Below are 17,638 nucleotides of genomic sequence, written 5' to 3' on the forward strand. Positions count from 1 at the left end.
GGGACAACAACTTGAACCGCACCCGCCGCGCTGACTACCGTGGCTGAACTCCCATTCGTTCTTTTGTCCCCCGCCCCGGCGGGTTTGCCCCACCGAAACCCCCGAAGTACACCCCGACCCGTCCCGCGTCACACGTTCGTGGGACCTGTGAGAGAGCGTGCCCTGTGGCTGACGTACCCGCCGATCTTGCCGCAGTGTGGCCGCGAGTACTCGAACAGCTCCTCGGGGAGCGCGGACAGGGTGTCGAGACGAAGGACGAGCACTGGATCCGGCGCTGCCAGCCGCTCGCGCTGGTCGCGGACACCGCCCTGCTCGCCGTACCGAACGAATTCGCGAAGGGCGTACTGGAGGGCCGTCTCGCGCCGATCGTCAGCGAGACCCTGAGCCGCGAGTGCGGCCGGCCCATCCGCATCGCGATCACCGTGGACGACTCCGCGGGCGAGCCGCCGGCCCCCGCCGCACCGCCCGCGCAGCAGCCGCCCAAGCCACGCTACGAGGAGCCCGAGCTGCCCTCCGGCCCGTCGTACGACGAACGGGCGTACGAGGGCTACGGCCGTCACCGCGCCACCGACCAGGCACCGGCCGACGGGCCGCAGTCCCGCGCCGAGCGCATCGACCGCACGGATCAGATTCCGGTCGTCCGCCCCGCCTACCCGTCCGAGTTCCAGCGCCGGGAGCCGGGCACCTGGCCGCGGCCGCAGCAGGACGAGTACAGCTGGCAGCAGCCGCGGCTCGGCTTCCCGGACCGTGACCCGTACGCCTCGCCGTCGTCCCAGGACGCCTACGGCCCCGGCCCCGATTCCTACGCCCCGCCGTCCCAGGACTACCGCCCCCAGGGCATGGACCGGCCGAAGTACGAGCAGCAGCGCGACTACGGCGATTACGACGCCCCGCGCGGTGACTACGAACCGTCCCGCCCGGACTACGACAGCGGGCGCGGTGACTACGAGACGTCCCGCACCGAGTACGACCAGCGCGACCCCGTCCGCCGGGAGCTGCCCGATCAGCCGACGGGCGGCCCGGCGCACCGGGGCGGCCACGGGCGCCCGGACCTGCCCGGAACCGGTGCCCCCGGCCCGCTGGCGGCGCAGCCGGCGCCGGCGAGCGGTCCCGGTGAGCCGACGGCGCGGCTGAATCCGAAGTACCTCTTCGACACGTTCGTCATCGGCGCCTCCAACCGGTTCGCGCACGCGGCCGCGGTGGCCGTCGCCGAGGCGCCGGCGAAGGCGTACAACCCCCTGTTCATCTACGGGGAGTCGGGGCTCGGCAAGACCCATCTGCTGCACGCGATCGGGCACTACGCGCGCAGCCTCTACCCGGGCACGCGCGTGCGGTACGTCAGCTCCGAGGAGTTCACCAACGAGTTCATCAACTCCATCCGCGACGGCAAGGGCGACAGCTTCCGCAAGCGCTACCGCGAGATGGACATCCTGCTCGTCGACGACATCCAGTTCCTCGCGGACAAGGAGTCGACGCAGGAGGAGTTCTTCCACACCTTCAACACGCTCCACAACGCCAACAAGCAGATCGTGCTGTCCAGCGACCGGCCGCCCAAGCAGCTGGTCACGCTGGAGGACCGGCTGCGGAACCGCTTCGAGTGGGGCCTGATCACCGACGTCCAGCCGCCCGAGCTGGAGACGCGCATCGCGATCCTGCGCAAGAAGGCGGTGCAGGAGCAGCTGAACGCCCCGCCCGAGGTGCTGGAGTTCATCGCCTCGCGGATCTCGCGGAACATCCGTGAGCTGGAGGGCGCGCTGATCCGCGTGACGGCGTTCGCCTCGCTCAACCGGCAGCCGGTGGACCTGGGCCTGACCGAGATCGTCCTGAAGGACCTGATCCCGGGTGGCGAGGACTCGGCCCCGGAGATCACGGCCACGGCGATCATGGCGGCGACCGCGGACTACTTCGGACTGACCGTGGACGACCTGTGCGGCACCTCCCGCGGGCGCGCGCTGGTCACGGCCCGGCAGATCGCGATGTACCTGTGCCGCGAGCTGACGGACCTGTCGCTGCCGAAGATCGGGGCGCAGTTCGGCGGGCGCGACCACACGACCGTCATGCACGCCGACCGGAAGATCCGTGCGCTGATGGCCGAGCGGCGGTCGATCTACAACCAGGTGACCGAGCTGACGAACCGCATCAAGAACGGCTGAGGGCGGCTGCGCCGGGCGCACGCGGCTTCTGGGCGCCTCCGGGACTCACATCCCGGGGGCGCCTTCGCGTTTCCCGGAGGGGATGACGGACGCGCGCGGGCTTCGGCGCGCTGTGGAGCGTTGCCCGATTGGCACCTGGTGTTCGATTACGTGCCGGGTTACGGCCACTCTCCACAGATTCGCTGAGTTTCTTCCGTCCACATGCTGGGGACTGTGGAGTTGTCCCGAACGCCGTCCACAGGGAGCCTGTTCACTGCGGATCAGCGCAGCTCAGACCCCTGTGGAAACGTGGACGAGCGATCTCCACAGGGTGTGGACGAAGAGAAGATCCACAGGCTGTGCATAAGGTTTTCCACTGACCGCCCACAGGGCTGGGGGTGGTTTTCCCCAGTGATCGGTCGCTTCTCCACATGGCTGTCCACTGTTCGGCAACGCGACGCACCCGCTCACCGCGTCGAGTGAAAGCCGTCACACGAAGGTGCCGGATTGGGGTGTGGGAAACGTGGGTAAACCTGGGGACACACCTGGGGAGAACTGCCCTCAGGCTGTGGGCGGTGTGTGCAGAACTTTCCGTTCTCCACAGAGAGCCCGGGTTGTCCACTGCTTCCACCCACAGGGCCAGTGGACAAAATTCCTGCGCTGAGCTGGGCAAACGTGGTTATCCACGGTATCCACAGGCCCTACTACTACTCCCGACTAGAGAGAGCTCGGCAATCGCTTTGAAGCGGGGGCTGTGCACAACTCGCCGTCTCGCGCCCGGCTGCCTCTCGGACCGACTTGACCCCGACGGGCACCTACTGTCAGTGCGGTGCGTCAGACTGGTCCCCGGTGTCCTTCCCTCCGCAGTGGGCGGTGACACCGAGTCGGAGGACTCGAAGGCAACAGCAGCAGGAGGCGGCTTACGGTGAAGATCCGGGTGGAACGCGACGTACTCGCGGAGGCAGTGGCGTGGGCGGCACGCAGCCTCCCGGCCCGTCCGCCGGCGCCTGTCCTCGCCGGCCTTCTCCTCAAGGCCGAGGACGGTCAGCTGAGCCTGTCGAGCTTCGACTACGAGGTCTCCGCTCGCGTGAGCGTCGAGGCCGAGGTCGAGGAGGAGGGCACGGTCCTCGTCTCCGGCCGTCTGCTCGCCGACATCTCCCGCGCCCTGCCCAACCGTCCGGTGGAGATTTCCACAGACGGTGTACGGGCGACCGTGGTCTGTGGATCCTCCCGCTTCACCCTGCACACACTGCCTGTGGAGGAGTACCCGGCGCTGCCGCAGATGCCGAACGCCACCGGCACCGTCCCCGGCGAGGTCTTCGCGGCCGCCGTGTCCCAGGTGGCCATCGCCGCCGGCCGTGACGACACGCTGCCCGTCCTCACCGGTGTGCGCATCGAGATCGAGGGCGACACGGTCACCCTGGCCTCCACCGACCGCTACCGCTTCGCGGTCCGCGAGTTCCTGTGGAAGCCCGAGAACCCGGACGCCTCGGCGGTCGCCCTGGTGCCCGCCAAGACCCTGCTGGACACCGCCAAGTCGCTCGGCGCCGGTGACAGCGTCACGCTGGCTCTGTCCGGTTCGGGCGCGGGCGAGGGCCTGATCGGTTTCGAGGGCGCGGGACGGCGTACGACCACGCGTCTGCTCGAGGGCGACCTGCCGAAGTACCGCACGCTGTTCCCGACCGAGTTCAACTCCGTCGCCGTGATCGAGACCGCGCCGTTCGTGGAGGCCGTCAAGCGTGTGGCCCTGGTGGCCGAGCGCAACACCCCGGTCCGGCTGAGCTTCGAGAAGGGTGTGCTGATCCTGGAGGCGGGCTCCAGCGACGACGCACAGGCTGTGGAAAGGGTCGACGCCCAGCTGGACGGCGACGACATCTCCATCGCCTTCAACCCGACCTTCCTGCTGGACGGTCTGAGCGCGATCGACTCCCCGGTGGCGCAGCTGTCGTTCACGACGTCCACGAAGCCCGCGCTGCTCAGCGGCAAGCCGGCGGTGGACGCCGAGGCCGACGACGCGTATAAGTACCTGATCATGCCGGTGCGGCTCAGCGGCTGACCGGTTGTCCACAGCGCCGGGCGCCCCTGTGGGTGCCCGGCGTCCGCTGCCGACGGTCAGGATTCCGCAGGTCAGGCCATGCGTATGAGCGCGTAGGCCCACAGCTGTGCACGAGGGGCCGGGACTAGGCTCGGAGCCGGGTACGCAGGTGCCCCTCACGCCACACAGCAACCTAAGGAACCAACTGATGGAGCTCGGTCTCGTCGGCCTCGGCAAGATGGGCGGCAACATGCGCGAGCGCATTCGCCGCGCGGGTCACACCGTCATCGGATACGACCGCAACGCGGACCTCGCGGATGTCCACAGCCTGGAAGAGCTTGTGGGCAAGCTCAGCGGGCCGCGCGTGGTCTGGGTGATGGTCCCGGCCGGCGAGCCGACCCAGTCGACCATCGACCAGCTCGCCGAGCTGCTGGAGCCGGGCGACGTGGTCGTGGACGGCGGCAACTCCCGCTGGACCGACGACGAGAAGCACGCCGAGGAGCTGGCGGCCAAGGGCATAGGATTCGTCGACTGCGGCGTCTCCGGCGGCGTGTGGGGCCTGGAGAACGGCTACGCGCTGATGTACGGCGGAGACGCCGAGAACGTCGCCAAGGTGCAGCCGGTCTTCGACGCGCTCAAGCCCGAGGGCTCCTTCGGCGCGGTGCACGCCGGCAAGGTCGGCGCGGGCCATTTCGCGAAGATGGTCCACAACGGCATCGAGTACGCGATGATGCAGGCCTACGCCGAGGGCTGGGAGCTGCTGGAGAAGGTCGACTCCGTCACGGACGTCCGTGAGGTCTTCCGCTCCTGGCAGGAGGGCACGGTCATCCGCTCCTGGCTGCTCGACCTCGCCGTCAACGCGCTCGACGACGACGAGCACCTGGAGGGCCTGCGCGGTTATGCACAGGACTCCGGTGAGGGACGCTGGACTGTGGAGGCCGCGATCGACAACGCCGTGCCGCTGCCGGCGATCACGGCGTCGCTGTTCGCGCGCTTCGCCTCGCGCCAGGAGGACTCGCCGCAGATGAAGATGATCGCCGCGCTGCGCAACCAGTTCGGCGGTCACGCCGTGGAGAAGAAGTAATCCACAGGGATCCACCGAGATCCACAGGGCCGCCTCCCGGCGTGCCGTGATCCACAGCCCATCAGCACTCTGGGGAAGGCCGGCGAAACGACCATGCACGTCACGCATCTTTCGCTGGCCGACTTCCGCTCGTACGCCCGGGCCGAGGTGCCGCTCGACCCGGGCGTCACGGCTTTCGTCGGTCCCAACGGGCAGGGCAAGACGAACCTGGTGGAGGCGGTCGGGTATCTGGCGACCCTGGGCAGCCACCGGGTGGCCTCCGACGCGCCCCTGGTCCGCATGGGCGCCGAGCGGGCCGTCATCCGGGCGCAGGTCCGCCAGGGCGAGCGGCAGCAACTGGTCGAGCTGGAGCTGAACCCCGGCAAGGCCAATCGCGCCCGCGTCAACCGGTCTTCCCAGGTCAGACCCCGTGACGTCCTCGGCATCGTACGGACCGTGCTGTTCGCGCCCGAGGACCTCGCCCTCGTCAAGGGCGATCCGGGTGAGCGGCGGCGGTTCCTCGACGAGCTGATCACCGCGCGGTCGCCGCGGATGGCGGGTGTGCGGTCCGACTACGAGCGGGTGCTCAAGCAGCGCAACACCCTGCTGAAGACGGCCGCTCTGGCCCGGCGGCACGGCGGGCGGAGGGGCGCAGATCTGTCCACGCTCGACGTGTGGGACCAGCACCTCGCGAGCGCGGGCGCCGAGCTGCTGGCCCAGCGGCTGGACCTGATCGCCGCGCTCCAGCCGCTCGCGGACAAGGCCTACGAGCAGCTGGCCCCCGGCGGCGGGCCGCTCGCGCTGGAGTACAAGCCGTCCGCGCCCGGTGAGGCGCACGCGCGCGAGGAGCTGTACGCCCAGCTCATGGCGGCTCTGGCCGATGCCCGGGGGCAGGAGATCGAGCGCGGGGTGACCCTGGTGGGGCCCCATCGCGACGACCTCGTCCTCAGGCTCGGGCAGCTGCCCGCCAAGGGCTACGCCTCGCACGGCGAGTCCTGGTCGTACGCCCTCGCGCTGCGGCTGGCCTCCTACGACCTGCTGCGCGCCGAGGGCAACGAACCGGTGCTGGTCCTGGACGACGTCTTCGCCGAGCTGGACGCGCGCCGGCGCGAGCGGCTGGCCGAGCTGGTCGCGCCCGGCGAGCAGGTGCTGGTCACCGCGGCCGTGGACGACGACGTACCGGACGTGCTGGCCGGCGCCCGGTACGCGGTGTCCGGCGGGACGGTGGAGCGCGTATGAGCACCGGCAGCACCGGGGGTACGGGCAGTACCGGAGAGCCCGCTCCCGGGGCCCCGAAGAAGGCGCCCGAGGCCTCGGGTGTCGACCTCGCGCGCGTGGCGTTGCGCGCGGCGAAGGAACAGGCACGCGCGCGAGGAGACGCGGCGCGGCAGAAGAAGCAGGCCCGGCGCGGCGGGCTGCGCTCCGGCGCGCGCGCCGACGGCCGGGACCCCATGGCGCTGGGCGCGGCGATCAACCGGCTGCTGACCGAGCGCGGTTGGGAGACCCCGGCCGCGGTGGGCGGCGTGATGGGCCGCTGGCCGCAGATCGTCGGCGAGGATCTGGCCAAGCACTGTGTGCCGCAGCGCTACGACGAGGACGAGCGCGTGCTGGTCGTGGCGTGCGACTCCACGGCCTGGGCGACCCAGCTGCGCCATCTCGCGCCCGCGCTGGTCGCCCGGCTCAACGAGGACCTCGGGCACGGCACCGTACGGATGATCAAGGTGCTGAACCCGGGGGCTCCGGCCCGCCGCTACGGGCCGCTCAGAGCGCCGGGGAGCAGTGGGCCCGGCGACACATACGGGTGACGTGCGTCACGTCTTGAGCGGGGGTGCGCGGGGTCGGCGTACCCCTGTCGCGGCCTGTTCGCACCGCCGCGCGCGCGTGTGCCGTGCCCTCTGACCCGTCAGTAGCCAAGGGTTGACGGCTCGAAGCTCTGAGTGCCGCTGTGAGCCGCTTGGAGCCCCCATCCGCATATCGGGACCCGGCCGAGGACGGTTCAGGGCGGCACATGGGGGCTCAGGTACCGGCAAACCCCCATCGATGTCAGTGCTACCGGTAGACTGGAAGACAATCCCGCCCCAACGTGGGGACCGCCCGGGAAAAGCTGAGCAACGCTGATCAAGGCTTACCAACGCAACATGCCGCAGCCGCTCCGGCAAACCGCCGACGAGCCCGGCTCGTGCTGTGCCAGAAAGGGCGCTTCGTGGCCGATTCCGGCAACCCCAACGAGAACAACCCGTCCACCGACGCCGGCGTGAGCGCGGAGGCCGCCGAGGCCTCCGTCAACGGCGAGGCCGCCGGATCCGGTGGCGCCTCCGCCTCCTACGACGCCAGCGCCATCACCGTGCTCGAAGGGCTGGACGCGGTCCGCAAGCGACCCGGTATGTACATCGGCTCCACCGGCGAGCGCGGTCTGCACCACCTGGTGTACGAGGTCGTCGACAACTCGGTCGACGAGGCGCTCGCGGGCTACGCGGACACCATCGACGTCACGATCCTCCCCGACGGCGGCGTCCGCGTCGTCGACAACGGCCGTGGCATTCCGGTCGGCATCGTGCCCTCCGAGGGCAAGCCGGCCCTGGAGGTCGTGCTGACCGTCCTCCACGCGGGCGGCAAGTTCGGCGGCGGCGGTTACGCGGTCTCCGGCGGTCTGCACGGTGTCGGTGTCTCCGTCGTGAACGCCCTGTCCACGAAGGTCTCCGTCGAGGTCAGGACCGACGGGCACCGCTGGACGCAGGAGTACAAGATGGGCGTGCCGACGGCCCCGCTCGCCCAGCACGAGGCGACCGAGGAGACCGGTACGTCGGTCACCTTCTGGGCGGACCCCGAGATCTTCGAGACCACCGAGTACTCCTTCGAGACGCTGTCCCGGCGCTTCCAGGAGATGGCCTTCCTCAACAAGGGCCTGACGATCCGGCTCACCGACGAGCGCGAGTCGGCGAAGGCCACGTCCGGCGCGGACGAGGCCGGCGCCGACGAGAAGGCCGAGGTCAAGGAGGTCACGTACCACTACGAGGGCGGCATCGTCGACTTCGTGAGGTACCTCAACTCCCGCAAGGGAGAGGTGGTTCACAACACCGTCATCGACCTGGAGGCCGAGGACAAGGACAAGAGCCTGTCCCTCGAGGTCGCGATGCAGTGGAACAGCGGCTACAGCGAGGGCGTGTACTCGTTCGCCAACATCATCCACACCCACGAGGGCGGTACGCACGAAGAGGGCTTCCGCGCCGCGCTGACGTCCCTGATCAACAAGTACGCGCGCGACAAGAAGCTGCTGCGCGAGAAGGACGACAACCTCACCGGCGACGACATCCGCGAGGGCCTGACCGCGATCATCTCGGTCAAGCTGAGCGAGCCGCAGTTCGAGGGCCAGACGAAGACCAAGCTGGGCAACACGGAGGCCAAGACCTTCGTGCAGAAGGCGGTCTACGAGCACCTCAACGACTGGCTGGACCGCAACCCGGTCGAGGCCGCGGACATCGTCCGCAAGGGCATCCAGGCGGCCACCGCGCGCGTGGCGGCCCGCAAGGCCCGTGACCTGACGCGCCGCAAGGGCCTGCTGGAGTCGGCGTCGCTGCCGGGCAAGCTGTCCGACTGCCAGTCCAACGACCCCACCAAGTGCGAGATCTTCATCGTCGAGGGTGACTCCGCCGGCGGCTCGGCCAAGTCCGGCCGCAACCCGCAGTACCAGGCGATCCTCCCCATCCGCGGCAAGATCCTCAACGTGGAGAAGGCCAGGATCGACAAGATCCTGCAGAACCAGGAGATCCAGGCGCTGATCTCCGCCTTCGGCACGGGTGTGCACGAGGACTTCGACATCGAGAAGCTCCGCTACCACAAGATCATCTTGATGGCGGACGCCGACGTCGACGGCCAGCACATCAGCACCCTGCTGCTGACCTTCCTGTTCCGCTTCATGCGGCCGCTGGTCGAGGCCGGTCACGTCTACCTGTCCCGTCCGCCGCTGTACAAGATCAAGTGGGGCCGGGACGACGTGGAGTACGCCTACTCCGACCGCGAGCGCGACGCGTTGATCGAGATGGGCCGTCAGCGCGGCAAGCGCGTCCGCGAGGACTCGATCCAGCGCTTCAAGGGTCTCGGCGAGATGAACGCCGAGGAGCTGCGCGTGACCACGATGGACCAGGAGCACCGGGTCCTCGGCCAGGTCACCCTCGACGACGCCGCCCAGGCCGACGACCTGTTCTCGGTCCTGATGGGCGAGGACGTCGAGGCCCGCCGCCAGTTCATCCAGCGCAACGCCAAGGACGTCCGCTTCCTCGACATCTGAGTCGGTCTCAGCTGACCGCACCAGGAAGGATCTTCACCAGCAATGGCCGACGAGAACACTCCGGCAACTCCTGAGACCGAGGGCGGCGACGCCGTGCAGATGCGCGTCGAGCCCGTCGGGCTCGAAACGGAGATGCAGCGCTCCTACCTCGACTACGCGATGTCCGTCATCGTCTCGCGTGCCCTGCCCGACGTCCGGGACGGCCTCAAGCCCGTCCACCGGCGCGTGCTGTACGCGATGTACGACGGCGGCTACCGCCCCGAGCGCGGCTTCTACAAGTGCGCCCGTGTCGTCGGCGACGTCATGGGCAACTACCATCCCCACGGCGACAGTTCGATCTACGACGCGCTGGTGCGCCTCGCCCAGCCGTGGTCGATGCGGATGCCGCTGGTGGACTCCAACGGCAACTTCGGCTCCCCGGGCAACGACCCGGCGGCGGCCATGCGCTACACCGAGTGCAAGATGGCGCCGCTGTCGATGGAGATGGTCCGCGACATCGACGAGGAGACCGTCGACTTCACGGACAACTACGACGGCCGCTCCCAGGAGCCGACCGTCCTGCCGGCCCGCTTCCCGAACCTGCTGATCAACGGCTCGGCCGGCATCGCGGTCGGCATGGCGACCAACATCCCGCCGCACAACCTCCGCGAGGTCGCGGCGGGCGCCCAGTGGTACCTGGAGAACCCGGACGTCTCCCACGAGGAGCTGCTGGACGCGCTCATGGAGCGCATCAAGGGCCCGGACTTCCCGACCGGCGCCCTGGTGGTGGGCCGCAAGGGCATCGAGGAGGCGTACCGCACCGGGCGCGGCTCGATCACGATGCGCGCGGTGGTCGAGGTCGAGGAGATCCAGGGCCGCCAGTGCCTGGTCGTCACCGAACTGCCGTACCAGGTCAATCCGGACAACCTGGCGCAGAAGATCGCCGACCTGGTGAAGGACGGCAAGATCGGCGGCATCGCGGACGTCCGCGACGAGACGTCGTCCCGTACGGGCCAGCGCCTGGTCATCGTCCTCAAGCGGGACGCGGTCGCCAAGGTCGTCCTGAACAACCTGTACAAGCACACGGATCTGCAGACGAACTTCGGCGCCAACATGCTGGCGCTGGTCGACGGCGTTCCGCGCACCCTCTCCCTCGACGCGTTCATCCGCCACTGGGTGACGCACCAGATCGAGGTCGTCGTCCGCCGGACCCGCTTCCGGCTGCGCAAGGCCGAGGAGCGCGCGCACATCCTGCGCGGTCTGCTGAAGGCCCTGGACGCCATCGACGAGGTCATCGCGCTGATCCGGCGCAGTGAGACCGTCGACGTCGCGCGCGGCGGCCTGATGGGTCTGCTGGAGATCGACGAGATCCAGGCCAACGCGATCCTGGAGATGCAGCTGCGGCGCCTCGCGGCCCTGGAGCGGCAGAAGATCGTCCAGGAGCACGACGAACTCCAGGCGAAGATCAACGAGTACAACGAGATCCTCGCCTCGCCGGTCCGCCAGCGCGGGATCGTCAGCGAGGAACTGGCCGCCATCGTCGAGAAGTACGGCGACGACCGCCAGACCAAGCTGATCCCGTACGAGGGCGACATGTCCATCGAGGACCTGATCGCCGAGGAGGACATCGTCGTCACGGTCACGCGCGGCGGCTACGTCAAGCGGACCAAGACGGACGACTACCGGGCGCAGAAGCGCGGCGGCAAGGGCGTGCGCGGCACGAAGCTGAAGGAAGACGACATCGTCGACCACTTCTTCGTCTCCACCACGCACCACTGGCTGCTGTTCTTCACCAACAAGGGCCGGGTGTACCGGGCGAAGGCGTACGAGCTGCCCGAGGCCGGCCGGGACGCGCGCGGCCAGCACGTGGCGAACCTGCTCGCCTTCCAGCCGGACGAGGCGATCGCCGAGATCCTCGCCATCCGCGACTACGAGGCGGCGCCGTACCTGGTCCTCGCGACCAAGTCCGGTCTGGTCAAGAAGACGCCTCTGAAGGATTACGATTCGCCCCGCTCCGGCGGTGTGATCGCGATCAACCTGCGTGAGCGCGAGGACGGTTCGGACGACGAGCTGATCGGCGCCGAACTGGTCTCCGCCGAGGACGATCTGCTCCTGATCAGCAAGAAGGCGCAGTCGATCCGCTTCACCGCCTCCGACGACTCCCTGCGCCCGATGGGCCGCGCCACCTCCGGTGTCAAGGGCATGAGTTTCCGCGAGGGCGATGAACTTCTGTCGATGAATGTTGTTCGGACCGGTACGTTCGTGTTCACTGCCACCGACGGCGGGTACGCGAAGCGGACCGCCGTCGACGAGTACCGCGTCCAGGGCCGCGGTGGCCTCGGTATCAAGGCCGCCAAGATCGTGGAGGACCGCGGTTCGCTCGTCGGGGCGTTGATCGTCGAGGAGAGTGACGAGATCCTCGCGATCACTCTCTCCGGCGGTGTGATTCGTACGCGAGTCAGCGAGGTCAGGGAGACGGGCCGTGACACCATGGGCGTCCAACTGATCAACCTGGGCAAGCGCGATGCCGTGGTCGGCATCGCACGTAACGCCGAGGCCGGGCGCGAGGCGGAGGAGGTCGACGGCGAGGACGCCATCGACGAGACCGCCGAGGGCGCGCAGGCCGCCGGCACGGACGAGGGTGAGGCGCCCTCGGCCGAGTAGCACGAGGAGTGAGTCATCGTGAGCGGAGCCACGGGCGCCGGATCGGCCGGTACCTCCCCGGGTACGGAAACGGACGGCGGCGGCCGTGGCTCCGCCGCGAGCAGGACGCGTGCGGGCGGTGCCTCCGACCCGCACACGACCAACCTGAAGCCGGTGAGGGACACAGGGGCCTCCGGGGCCCCGGGGAAGGCCTCCTCCGGCACGTCTGCACCCCAGGGGGGAACTGTGACGGACACCCGAGGCCCGGCCCCGGCCGGCGAGGCGCAGGCGTCGCCGCTGCCCCGTGAGCGGAGCCCCGAGCAGCCCGCCGGGCCGTACCACCCGCCGCAGGCCTACCCCGCGCAGGCGCCCGAGGGCGCCGTGCGCCGCCCGCGCACCGGCGTGCGCACCACGCCGCGCACCCGCAAGGCGCGGCTGCGGGTGGCCAAGGCCGACCCGTGGTCGGTGATGAAGGTCAGCTTCCTGCTCTCCATCGCGCTCGGCATCTGCACGATCGTCGCCTCGGCGGTGCTGTGGATGGTCATGGACGCGATGGGGGTGTTCTCCACGGTGGGCGGCACGATCTCCGAGGCGACCGGCTCCAACGAGGCCAACGGCTTCGACCTGCAGTCGTTCCTGTCCCTCCCCCACGTCCTCATGTTCACGTCGGTCATCGCGGTCATCGACGTGGTCCTGGCCACGGCGCTCGCCACGCTCGGCGCGTTCATCTACAACCTCTCCGCGGGCTTCGTGGGCGGCATCGAGCTGACTCTGGCGGAGGACGAGTGATCCTCCCGCCGGAGCCCTTCTGTCGGGCCCTCGACAACCGATTTTGGGTCTGACGTGGTCGTGCGCTAATCTTCAGGAGTCAGCGCGCGGGACACACACCGCACAGCGCGGCGGGGCTATAGCTCAGTTGGTTAGAGCGCATCCCTGATAAGGATGAGGCCACAGGTTCAAATCCTGTTAGCCCCACATGTGCCGAAGACCCCGGTCCACTGGACCGGGGTCTTCGGCGTTTGTGGATGTTGGTCCCGGCTTGGGCGGGGAATGAAAAGGCCCGACCGCTGGCGACGGGGGATGCACCAGCGATCGGGTTATGGCCAAGGGTAACAAGGTTGAGCGGGTTGCGGGGCCAAGTCGGCAGGAAAACGGGCAGGTTGGCCGATCAGCGACCACAGGGAGGGGCGTAGGAGAGGCGCGGGAGGTACTCGTGCCACTTCTGGGGGGTCAGGACGCCCCGGGTGACCGAGCAGATGTGGCTGATCGCCGCCTGGTCGTCCAGGTTCCACAGGCGGACCGTGTTCGTGCCGCTGGAGACGCCCATGACGTTGCTCCCGGGGCCGAAGGACAGGAACGTGCCAGAGGGGGCGTTGGGGCTCATCGACTGGCCGATGGGAGCGGCCGAGGACGGGTGCTCGACGTTCCACAGCCGGATCGTGTTGTCGTTGCCACCGCTGGCCAGAACGTGCCCGTCCGGGCTGAACGTCAGCAGCTTGACCGCCTCGGTGTGGCCGGTGAGCGGGGCGCCCAGGGCGGTCGCCGAGGCGGGGCGGGTGATGTTCCACAGGCGGACCGTGTCGTCGTCGCTGCCGCTGGCCAGCATGTGGCCGTCGGGGCTGAAGGCGATCGCGTTGACCGGGCCGGTGTGCTCCGTCAGCCGGCCGAGCTGTGTGGCGCGGGCCGGGTCGGTGACGTTCCACAGGCGGACCGTGCTGTCCGCGCTGCCGGAGGCGAGGGTCCGTCCGCCGGGGCTGAAGGCGATCGCGTTGATGTAGCCCCGGTGGCCCGCCAGCGGCCTGCCCAGCGCGGTCGGGTGCGCCGGGTCGGTGATGTCCCACAGCTGGATGGTGGTGTCGTCGTAGGCGGTGGCCAGGGTCCGGCCGTCCGGGCTGAAGGCGAGCGTGTTCGGCCCCGAGAAGCGCGTCCGCAGGGCGATGGGCGATCCGGCGGCGACCGGGTGGGACGGGTCGCCGACGTTCCACAGGTACACCAGGTGGTCGTAGGTGAGGACGGCGAGGAGGCGGCCGTCGGGCGAGAACCGCAGCGCGCGATGGCCGGCGTCGCCCTGCATGAACGGCTTGCTCAGCAGCACCGGCCGGTCGGACCGCGTCACGTTCCACAGCCGGAGCCTGCCGTCCCGCGCCGCCGTGCCCAGCACCCGTCCGTCCGGCCGGAACGCGCCGGTGCGGCCGATGATGTCCGAGGTCGGCAGCGACCACAGGCGCACCTTGCTGTCGCCGCTGCCGGTGGCGAGGGTCCGTCCGTCGGGGCTGAACCCGAGGGCGTACATCTCCCCGCTGCTGCCCGCGAGCGACTGCCCGATCTGCGACGGGGACGCCGGATCGGTCACGTTCCACAGGCTGGCCGTGCTGTCCGCGCTCGCGGCGGCCAGCCGACTGCCGTCCGGGCTGAAGGCCACCGACCAGATGGGCCCGGTGTGCCCGGCCATCGGGGCGCCGAGCGCGGCGGGGTGGGCGGGGTCGGTGACGTTCCACAGGCGGACCGTGTCGTCCGCGCTGCCGCTGGCGAGGGTGTGTCCGTCGGGGCTGAACGCCACCGAGTGCACGAGGTCGGTGTGGCCCGTCAGCGCCGTGGCGTACTGCGTCGGGTGCCGCGGGTCGGCGACGTTCCACAGCATGATCCTGTCGTCGTCGCCGCCCGCCGCGAGGGTGCGGCCGTCGGGGCTGAACGCCACGCTGCGCACGGCGGCGGTGTGCCCGCGCAGGGCGCCGATCTGCCGCGGGTGGCGCGGATCGGCCACGTCCCACAGCCGTACGGCGTGGTCCTCGCCGGCGGAGGCCAGCGTACGGCCGTCCGGGCTGAAGGCGACCAGGTAGATCGTGCCCCGGTGCCCGGTCAGGGGCCCGCCGAGGGACACCGGGTGGGCGGGGTCGGCGACGTTCCACAGCCGGATCGCGGCGTCGTCCCCGGCACTGGCCAGGGTCTTGCCGTCCGGGCTGAAGACCGCGCTGCTCACCCAGCTCGTGTGGCCCGTCAGCGGCTTGCCGAGCGGCTTCGGGCGGCCGGGGTCGGCCACGTTCCACAGCCGGACCGTGCGGTCGTAGCTGGCGGTGGCCAGGGTCCGGCCGTCGGGGCTGAAGGAGGTGAGGTAGACGGCGCCGGTGTGGCCGGACAGCGGGGTGGCCAGCGGCGCGTTCACGATCGACAGCAGCCTGCTGTACGTCCCCTCGTCGTCCGGGCGCAGCCGGTGGGCGACCAGGTCGAGCTGGGCGGACAGGGACGGGTCGGTGTGCTGGACCCGGTCGGCCTCGGCGAGGACCTGCTCGAAGACGGCGTCGTCCCGCTGCTGCCGGGCGATCACCGCCGACCCGCCGGCCACCAGGGCCAGCACGACGAGCGCGGCCACCGCGGCCCGGCTCAGCAGCACCGAGCGCCGGCGCAGCCGCACCGAGGCGGCCAGGAACTCCACCGCGCTGCGGGTGAGGACGGTGTCACCGGCCGACCTGGCCCAGCCGCGGGCCTGCTCCAGCCGGGAACCCCGGTAGAGCAGCGAGCTGTCCCGGCCCGAGTCCTCCCAGGCCCGGCCGTCCTCCTCCAGCCGCTGGCGCAGCAGGTGGTCGTTGCGGTTGTCGTCGATCCAGTGCCGCAGCCGCGGCCAGGCGTGCAGCAGCGCCTCGTGCGTGATCTCGACGGTGTCCGCGTCCAGCGTCACCAGCCGGGCCCGGACGAGCGCCTCCAGCGACTCCTCCGTCTTGCCGGGGTCGGCCGACTCCTCGGCGAGCTGCCGCCGGGTGCCGCGCCGGCGCGTGGCGTGGGTGTCCTCGCCGAGCCGGACGAGGCGCAGCAGGAGCAGCCGGGCCGCCGTACGGGCCGCGGGGTCGAGCCCCGACCAGGCGCGCTCGGCGGTGGCGGCGACGGCGCCCTGGATGCCGCCGGCCGCGCGGTAGCCGGCCAGGGTCAGCCGCCCGGCCTTGCGGCGCTGCCAGGTGGCGAGCAGGGCGTGCGACAGCAGCGGGAGCACGCCCGCGTCGTGCGCTCCGCGCGGGCCGTCGGCGCTCACCTCGCGCACGATCAGCTCGGCGAGCCCCGGCTCCAGCTCCAGCCCCACCGCCTTGGCCGGCCCGGTCACCGCGTCACGCAACTCGCCGCTGCTCAACGGGCCCAGCACCATGTGCCGGTGCTGGAGGGCGTCGGCGAGTTCCGGGTAACCGAGGCACTGCTCGTAGAAGTCGGCCCGTATGCCGAGCACGACGACGACCGGCGCCGCACTCTGGGCACCGGCGGGCGGCGTGCAGACGGCGTGCAGGAGCTGGATGAAGGTACGGCGGTCCGCCTCGTCGGAGCAGAGGGTGAACGCCTCTTCGAACTGGTCGACGATGAGGACCGGACGGGGGAGAGGAGGGGGCGCCGGGGAGGGGTGCTGGTCGGGTGTGCGGTGGGCGAGGGGGTGGGATTCGGGGGCCGGGGCCGGTTCGGGGGTCGGGGGACCGGCGGGCGCGGGCGTGCCGGGGGCCCCGTCCCGTGTCTCGCCGACGCCGGCGTTCTGTGGCTCGCCGACGCCCGCGTTCCGAGTCTCGCTGTCGGCCGTCCGTGGCTGTTCGGGGGTCGGCCGGGGAGCGCCGCAGCCCCCGCGACGCGCCCAGGCCGTGATCGCCTCACGGGCCGCGCGGGCGATCCGGGGTGCGTCGGAGCCGGGGACGGACGGGTTCCGTGTCGCCTCCCGCTCCGCCTCGCGTGCCTCGGCGGCGACCGGACCCAGCTCGGGGACACGGCCGACCAGCTCGCCGAGCGGATCGGCACCCGGGACCAGCTGGAGCACGGGGCCGGCCGGGCCGGTGGGGTCCCCCGTCAGGGCGCCGTCCCTGAGCGCGGGCACCAGACCGGCGTTGAGCAGGGACGACTTGCCCGCTCCGGACGCGCCGACCAGCATCACCAGACCGCCGGTGCGCTCCGCGGCCCGCAGCTGGGTGACGAGCGCGCTCGTACTGCGCTCCCGGCCGAAGAACCAGCGGGCGTCCTCCTGCCGGTACGAGGCGAGTCCCCGGTAGGGGCACACGCCTCCGGTGACGGGCGGGGCCTGGGCCGGTGGCCGGCGGTTCTCCTCGGCGGCCGGCGCGGGACGGTCGCCGACCGGGTCGGCCAGCGCGCGCTCCCACAGCCGCTGCCAGTGCGCGAGGTCGTACAGGCCGGTGGAGACCGGCGCGGGCCGCAGCCGACGCGCCTCCGGGATCAGGATGTGCAGCACCGCCGCGAGGGCGGTGAACTGCGCCGGTACGTTCCTGGCCCGGCGCCAGTCGCTGATCCGCTGCGCGGACACGCGCACGGGCCGCCCGCGCTCGTCGACCCGCTGCAGCCGTACGACCCCCTCGGCGACGCTCTTGAGGGGAGGATTTCCGGCCTCCTTGTAGAGCAGCGCGAGGCGCTCGGCGAAAGCTGTGCGTGCCCCTGAGTCGGAACTCAAGGCCCCTCCCCTTTTCTCTCCCCCCGCATCTGGACGTCCGGACCGGAAAACTCACCTTATATGCCTGACCTGC

General features: G+C 70.6%; 9 protein-coding genes and 1 tRNA gene. 9 read left to right on the forward strand and 1 reads right to left on the reverse strand.

What is annotated here, in order from left to right; genetic code table 11:
- The first annotated feature begins 164 nt into the window (after positions 1-164).
- From dnaA to ACZ60X_RS19230, 9 genes are all read left to right on the forward strand, one after another.
- Positions 165-2,153 carry a chromosomal replication initiator protein DnaA gene (gene dnaA, locus ACZ60X_RS19190; RefSeq protein WP_469599716.1) on the forward strand — a complete coding sequence of 663 codons (1,989 nt, stop codon included), beginning with the start codon at positions 165-167 and terminating at the stop codon, positions 2,151-2,153.
- A 904-nt stretch (positions 2,154-3,057) separates the two neighbouring features.
- Complete coding sequence (gene dnaN, locus ACZ60X_RS19195) at positions 3,058-4,188, forward strand: DNA polymerase III subunit beta (protein ID WP_363214135.1); 1,131 nt, start codon at positions 3,058-3,060, stop codon at positions 4,186-4,188.
- A 187-nt stretch (positions 4,189-4,375) separates the two neighbouring features.
- Entirely contained in the window at positions 4,376-5,251 is an 876-nt protein-coding gene (gnd, locus tag ACZ60X_RS19200; protein WP_469599717.1) for a phosphogluconate dehydrogenase (NAD(+)-dependent, decarboxylating), read from the forward strand.
- A gap of 93 nt (positions 5,252-5,344) precedes the next feature.
- Positions 5,345-6,469, forward strand: coding sequence for a DNA replication/repair protein RecF (gene recF, locus ACZ60X_RS19205; protein WP_469599718.1), 1,125 nt, complete (start codon positions 5,345-5,347; stop codon positions 6,467-6,469).
- Positions 6,466-7,035 (forward strand): DciA family protein, encoded by a 570-nt coding sequence (locus ACZ60X_RS19210; protein ID WP_469599720.1) that lies wholly within the window; start codon positions 6,466-6,468, stop codon positions 7,033-7,035. Before recF ends, ACZ60X_RS19210 begins: the two co-directional genes overlap by 4 nt.
- Before the next feature lie 398 nt (positions 7,036-7,433).
- Positions 7,434-9,518, forward strand: coding sequence for a DNA topoisomerase (ATP-hydrolyzing) subunit B (gene gyrB, locus ACZ60X_RS19215; RefSeq protein ID WP_469599722.1), 2,085 nt, complete (start codon positions 7,434-7,436; stop codon positions 9,516-9,518).
- Positions 9,519-9,560: 42 nt separating this feature from the next.
- Positions 9,561-12,161: a DNA gyrase subunit A gene (gyrA, locus tag ACZ60X_RS19220; RefSeq protein ID WP_469599724.1), complete on the forward strand. Its 2,601-nt coding sequence runs from the start codon at positions 9,561-9,563 to the stop codon at positions 12,159-12,161.
- An 18-nt stretch (positions 12,162-12,179) separates the two neighbouring features.
- Positions 12,180-12,929, forward strand: a complete 750-nt coding sequence (locus ACZ60X_RS19225; RefSeq protein WP_469599726.1) for a DUF3566 domain-containing protein — start codon at positions 12,180-12,182, stop codon at positions 12,927-12,929.
- Between the two features lie 112 nt (positions 12,930-13,041).
- Positions 13,042-13,115, forward strand: a tRNA-Ile gene (locus ACZ60X_RS19230).
- Positions 13,116-13,308: 193 nt separating this feature from the next.
- On the opposite strand, the gene ACZ60X_RS19235 is transcribed toward ACZ60X_RS19230, so the two are convergent.
- The gene (locus tag ACZ60X_RS19235; protein WP_469599729.1) at positions 13,309-17,565 is read right to left on the reverse strand and encodes an nSTAND1 domain-containing NTPase; all 4,257 of its coding nucleotides are present in this window, start codon (positions 17,563-17,565) and stop codon (positions 13,309-13,311) included.
- Positions 17,566-17,638 lie beyond the last annotated feature (73 nt).

This window comes from Streptomyces sp. NPDC104106, from assembly GCF_055584345.1.